This window comes from Herpetosiphonaceae bacterium, from assembly GCA_036374795.1.
GTDB lineage: Bacteria > Chloroflexota > Chloroflexia > Chloroflexales > Kallotenuaceae > LB3-1.
This window is the reverse complement of record DASUTC010000210.1, coordinates 70406-76405: the sequence shown is the minus strand read 5'-3', so window position 1 is coordinate 76405 and position 6000 is coordinate 70406. Positions and strand designations below refer to the sequence as shown.

Genomic DNA, 6000 nt, shown 5'->3' with positions numbered 1-6000 from the left:
GTGGCAGTGCCGCGCATCAGCCCGGCCTCCGATCTTGCCGGCTGATCCCGCTTATCTCTGGCTTCATTGCGCAGCGTCACTGCGATCCCGCAGCCGTTTAAGCGATTGCGATCGTCGACAAGCCGCTTGCAGACTCGCTTAAATTTGCTATTATTTTGTGTTTGGAGATGAATATTCCAACAGGAGAAGTATATGACCGATCAGCCTCATTCGTACACGTTTCGGGCCGAAGTCCAGCAGTTGTTGCACATCCTGTCACATGCGCTGTACACCGACCGTGAGATCTTTCTGCGTGAGCTCATCTCGAATAGCTCCGACGCGATGCACCGCATGCGCGTCGAGGCGCTGACCAACTCCGAGGTCGTCGATCGCGATGCCGAGCTGGTGATCCGCGTTTCGAGCGACGAGGAGGCCGGAACCGTGACGATCAGCGATACCGGCGTGGGCATGACCCAGGAGGAGCTGATCCAAAACCTGGGCACGATCGCGCACTCCGGCGCGCGCGCGGTGATGGAGCAACTGCAAAAAGAGCAGCGCTCCGATCTGATCGGCCAGTTCGGCGTCGGCTTCTACTCGGTCTTTGCCGTCGCCGACAGCGTCGTCGTCACCTCGCGCTCGTTCCAGCCCGATGCCCAGGCCGTGCGCTGGGAGTCGACCGGCGGCGATACCTATACCGTGGGGCCGGACGAGCGCGCCGAGCGCGGCACGACGATCACGATCCACCTGAAAGAGGACGCCAAAGAGTTCGCGCAGCCCTGGAAGGTGCGCCAGATCATCAAGAAGCACTCCGATTTTATCGCCTTCCCGATCTTCCTCGGCGAGGAGCAGGTCAATCAGACCAAGCCGATCTGGCGTCGCGCGCCGCGCGAGGTCGATGCCGATGCCTACAAGGAGTTTTATCGCCAGCTAACGATGGATTGGGAAGCGCCGCTGCATCAGGTGCATCTCTCAACCGACGCGCCGATCGATCTGCACGCGATCCTGTTCGTGCCGTCGCAGCGCGAGCGCGGCTTTCTGGAGCGCCGCACCGAGGGCAAGATCAAGCTCTACTCCCGCAGCGTGTTGATTCAGGAGGATGCCAAGGATCTGCTGCTGCCCAACTACTTCCGCTTCGTCGAGGGCGTCGTCGATAGCGAGGACCTGCCGCTGAACGTTTCGCGCGAGTCGGTGCAGCGCACGCCCGAAATTCAGCGCATCGGCAAGACGCTCACGGGACGGCTGTCGCGCGAGCTGGCGCAGCTTGCCGAAAACGAGCCGGAGACGTATCGCACGTTCTGGACCGAGTTCGGGCCGTTCCTCAAGGAGGGCATCGCCCGCGAGCCCAGCGCCCGCGAGGAGCTGGTCAAGCTGCTGCGCTTCCACAGCACTCAGGCCGACGAGCTGGTTTCGCTGGCGCAGTATAAAGAGCGGATGGTCGAGGGCCAGGACGCGATCTACTACGTGCTGGCGACCGACCTGGATAGCGCCCGGCACAGCCCGCACCTCGACGCCTTCCAGGCACGCAACATCGAGGTGCTGCTGATGGTCGATCTGGTCGACGGCTTTATGATGAGCAGCCTGCGCGACTTCGAGGGCACGCCGCTCAAGAACGCCGACGATCCCAAGCTTGAGCTGCCGCCGCTGCCGGAGGAGGAGCAGGCCGAGAGCGTGTCGCAGGAGGCGTTCGATCGGCTGGCGGTGTGGATCAAGGACATCCTGGGCGAGCGCGTGACGGAGGTGCGGCCCTCCAAGACGCTCAAGAACAACCCGGCCCGGCTGGTAGCTGCTGCCGAGGGCCAGGCCCGCGATATGCAGCGCGTCCAGCGCATGATCAACCGCGATTATCAGGTGCAGCCCTCGGCGCTGGAGCTGAACCGCGCCCACTCGCTGATCCGCAATCTGGTCCAGCTCCACGAGTCGCGGCCCGATGACCTGCTGGGCAAGGTGATCGTCGAGCAGCTCTACGATAGCGCGCTGCTCCTCGACGGCCTGCATCCTAACCCGGCGCAGATGGTGCCGCGTATCCAGCAGTTGATGGAGGCGGCGGCGCGCGGCGAGACAGCGTAGCCGCCGTCATCCAAAGTCACCATAGGCGGAGCAGGGCGTCGCTTCTATGACGCCCTGCGGTGTTTTCTGGCGGCGCTGGCAATTATTGACGAACCGGCGACCCGCGCATTACAATCTGGCACACGAGCAGATGTTGAGGCGATACAGCATCCTGGTGTGGGCCGCGTCAGCTAGGAATGCCATGAGCGAGAATCTTTCAGCCTATCTGGATATTGAAACCGCCTTCGACGGCTCGATCACCGTGATCGGCATCTACCGCCCCGACAGCGGCACCTTCCAGCTGGTTGGCGGCGGCGTCCACGATCTGAACGTGTACCGTGCCCTGGAAGGCGTGCAGACGATCTATACCTACAACGGCGGCAGCTTCGATCTGCCGGTGATCCGGCGACGGCTCCACGTCGATCTCAAACAGGATTTTCAGCACCACGATCTGATGCGCGACTGTTGGAAGCATGGCCTTAAAGGCGGCCTGAAAAAGGTCGAGATCCAGCTTGGCATCGCCCGCAGCACCGCAGGCATGAGCGGCTGGGACGCCCCCCGTCTCTGGCAGCGCTACGATGTCTACGGCGATACCGCCGCGCTGGAGCTGCTGCTGCGCTACAACCGCGACGATATCGTCCACCTGCCGCGTCTGCGGGCATATCTGCATGCGCTGCCCGAAGAGCCGCTCCACGAGGCGATCTGGATCTGGGATCGCTAGCACCGCCGGAGCTTCCGCCCTTGTGCCCTCTGGCAACCCCTCCGGCCAGAGCGCATCGTCTGCCACGAGCGCGCCCGATGAAACAACGTCGCTGCAACACCTGCTCTGTTCCGCCAGCCATCCGCGCGGCTGCCTCTGCTCCGCGCCGCTTGTGTTTGTGCGGCAAACACAGTACCATGCACAGCAGCATAGGGCAGCGCTGCTGCTACCTTGAGCCGAATAGCTTTGTGATAGGGGAGAGAGCTAAGCGAAAATCATGCAACAACGAGTGCTTAATGGACGCTACGAGCTGATCAGCCCGCTCGGACAGGGCGGCATGGCGACGGTCTATCGTGGGCGCGACCTGCGGCTTGGGCGAGCGGTGGCGGTGAAGGTGCTCCACAACTACTACGCCACCGACGACGAGTTTCTCCAGCGCTTCGCGCACGAGGCGATGTCGGCGGCCAACCTGTCGTCGCACCCCAACATTGTCGATGTGTACGATGTCGGGCAGGAGGGTGATCTCAACTATATCGTGATGGAGCTGGTCGAGGGCCAGGATCTCAAGACGATGATCGAGGCGCAAGCGCCGCTGCCGCCCGACACGGCCTTGCAGATCGTCGAGCAGGTAGCCGAGGGGCTGGACTACGCCCATCGGCGCGGGCTGGTCCACCGCGATATTAAGCCGCAAAATATTTTGCTCACGCCCAGCGGGCATATTCGCATCACCGATTTCGGCATTGCCAAGTCGCATCTCTCGACGGCGGTCACGCAGGCCGGGATGACCTTCGGCACCGCCGACTATATCTCGCCGGAGCAGGCGCAGGGCCTCACCGCCACGCCGCAATCCGATATTTATAGCCTGGGGATCGTGCTCTACGAGATGCTGACGGGACGGCTGCCCTTTGTCGCCGATACGCCGATGGCTGTCGCGCTGCAACATATTCAGCAGCCAGCGCCGCCGCCGCGCCAGATCAACCCGTCGCTGCCGCCATCCCTGGAAGCGCTCGTGCTGCGCGCCATCGCCAAAGATCCCCGCCAGCGCCCCGCCAGCGCCCAGCAGTTCGCCCAGGAGCTGCGCGATTTTCGCAGCGGACGCATGCAGCAGACGGTCGCCGTGCCGGTCAATCCCACGCCGCGACCGCCCGCGCCGCAGCCTGCTCCCGTCCCGCGCCAGCGCAGCCTCGATGCTACAACCGTCAATCCCACGCCACAGCCGCAGCGCCGCCCGACCCAGCGACCCCCGTACGTCGCGCCGCCGCCACCGCCGATCGCCGCGCCACCACGCCACAGCGGCGGCATGGGCTTCGGCACGCTGCTGATCGGCCTGCTGCTGCTTGGCGGCGTCCTGGCGCTGGCCTATTTCGCGCTCAATACTGATTGGTCGCAGTTCGGCGGCGGCCAGACGGGCGGGCCGCCCACCGCGACGGCCACCGCCACGCCAGAGTCCACCCCCACCGCCCAGCCGACCGGCACCGCCGTGGCAACGCTCAGGCTGCCCGATTTTGTGGGCCAGTCCGAGCGCGCGGTCGTCGATCAGCTTAACCAGCTTGGACTGGTGCGCCGCGCCGACCCCGACAATCCTGCCCTTCAGCCGCGCAACGATCCAGCGCCCGCCGGAACCGTGATCGTGCAAGATCCACCGGCAGGCACCGACGTGCCCATCGGCTCGGAGATCACGATCGTCGTCAGCCTCGGCCCGGAGATCGTTACCGTGCCCGACGTAGGCAGCCGCCGCGCTCAGGATGCGCAGGCCGAGCTTCAGGCCGCCGGATTCGTCGTCCAGCAGCAGATCCAGCCCAGCCGCACGGTTCAGGAAGGCTTTGTGGTCAGCCAGAATCCGCAGCCTGGCGCGCGGATCAACAAGGGCGATACCGTCACCATCGTCGTCAGCGCGGGCGATGTCGTGGCCTTCCCGGATGTGATCGCCAATGGCACGCTCCTGCCGGACGCCCGCACGCAGATCGAGTCCGCCGGATTTGAGCTCGTCGCGATCGACGAGCAAGGCCCCGAGCGGCTTGCCAACTTTACCAGCTTCCAGCCGAACGAGGTCGTCAGCGCTACCGCCGACGGCATCCCGATCGACGCGCCCGGTAAGCTCGTCCCGCGCAATGCGAACGTCGTGCTGGGAGTGAGAGCGCCCTAACCGCAGCGGGGCCGGGCGAGGGTGTGGGGGCGTCCCCCTACTATTCTTTCCCCCTCTCCTGATCGAGAACAAAAGAGCCAAGAACCGAGTTCCAAATACTTCGTTTGGAACTCGGTTCTTGAAATTTGAACTTTGAACTCGAAACTCAACTACCGGGCATTGCCCCGAACTTCAGCGCCCAGCCGACCCAGGAGCACCTTGTACGGATCGGGGTTGGTGGGATGATACTCAAACCGCGCCCGCTCGAACCACTGCGTCAGCACCCGGTCGCCGGAGGAGTTCGTCTCCATCTTCGCCTGGGTGAGCGGCAGGCCAAAGAGCGCCAGCGACTCTGCGGGGGAGATCGAGCTTCTGCCGTCGAATTCCAGCCCGTGCGTGTTGTAGTAGGTGCGGAACGGCTCGCATACCGCGAACTGCAAGTTATCCACGTTCACCGCCGTGCAATCCGCGTTGATCGGACGCGACTCGTACTCCCTGCGCCAGTCGCGTCCAAGCTGCCGGAGCCGCTGATCGCCAAGGCGGCCCAGCAGGACATCATACGGCGCGCGATTTTCGGGATGCATCTCGAAGCGGTTGCGCTCGAACCATTGGGTCAGATACGTCTTGCCTGTATCGGGGTTCGCCTCATTCTGGAAGAGCGAGATCGGATAGCCAAAGACCGGCAGGCCGCCGTTCTGTCGCCAGTAGTCGAGGAAGCGCCCCGTGAGGCAGTAGGGCGTCTTATCCTCGAAGCAGATCACCTCGCCGGTATTTGCCTGTGCAGGACGCGGCGCGGCCTGAGGCAGCAGCACGAGCAGCGCAAGCAGCGCGACGATGAACAGACGTGATCGATATGACATGGTTCTTGTCCTTCCGGGGGGTGTTCGCAAAGCTGTATTGTCGGCAAGATTGTAACAGGCTACGCAGCCGATAGCGCTGGTATGTTGCTCGGATACGCCTGTATCGCACCTGATAGGCTACTCAAGAACTTCAGCCACGTATCATCGCCTGATGCCGACGTTACGCATGTATGTGGTGGTCGAAGCAAGACCAGAGCCAGCAGCCAGAGCCGAGCACCAGAAACCAAGAACCAGGAGCCGCTGGATCGCATCCAGATTGACTCCTGGTTCTCTGCTCTTTGTGCTTTGTG

At 63.5% G+C, this 6000-nt stretch carries 4 protein-coding genes; 3 read left to right on the top strand and 1 reads right to left on the bottom strand.

The window, feature by feature from the left end:
* Nucleotides 1-192: 192 nt before the first annotated feature.
* The 3 genes from htpG (at nucleotide 193) to pknB (ending at nucleotide 4871) form a co-directional block, all read left to right on the top strand.
* Complete coding sequence (gene htpG, locus VFZ66_16005) at nucleotides 193-2046, top strand: molecular chaperone HtpG (protein ID HEX6290694.1); 1854 nt, start codon at nucleotides 193-195, stop codon at nucleotides 2044-2046.
* Between the two features lie 181 nt (nucleotides 2047-2227).
* Complete coding sequence (locus tag VFZ66_16000) at nucleotides 2228-2746, top strand: ribonuclease H-like domain-containing protein (protein HEX6290693.1); 519 nt, start codon at nucleotides 2228-2230, stop codon at nucleotides 2744-2746.
* Nucleotides 2747-3002: 256 nt separating this feature from the next.
* On the top strand, nucleotides 3003-4871 hold the full coding sequence (pknB, locus tag VFZ66_15995; GenBank protein ID HEX6290692.1) for a Stk1 family PASTA domain-containing Ser/Thr kinase: 1869 nt from the start codon (nucleotides 3003-3005) through the stop codon (nucleotides 4869-4871).
* Nucleotides 4872-5020: 149 nt separating this feature from the next.
* On the opposite strand, the gene VFZ66_15990 is transcribed toward pknB, so the two are convergent.
* Nucleotides 5021-5710: a hypothetical protein gene (locus VFZ66_15990; GenBank protein ID HEX6290691.1), complete on the bottom strand. Its 690-nt coding sequence runs from the start codon at nucleotides 5708-5710 to the stop codon at nucleotides 5021-5023.
* Nucleotides 5711-6000 lie beyond the last annotated feature (290 nt).

Coding starts and splice junctions, on each gene's coding strand:
- htpG (HEX6290694.1), top strand. CDS start 193: ATGACCGATCAGCCTCATTCGTACACGTTTCGGGCCGAAGTCCAGCAG.
- VFZ66_16000 (HEX6290693.1), top strand. CDS start 2,228: ATGAGCGAGAATCTTTCAGCCTATCTGGATATTGAAACCGCCTTCGAC.
- pknB (HEX6290692.1), top strand. CDS start 3,003: ATGCAACAACGAGTGCTTAATGGACGCTACGAGCTGATCAGCCCGCTC.
- VFZ66_15990 (HEX6290691.1), bottom strand. CDS start 5,710: ATGTCATATCGATCACGTCTGTTCATCGTCGCGCTGCTTGCGCTGCTC.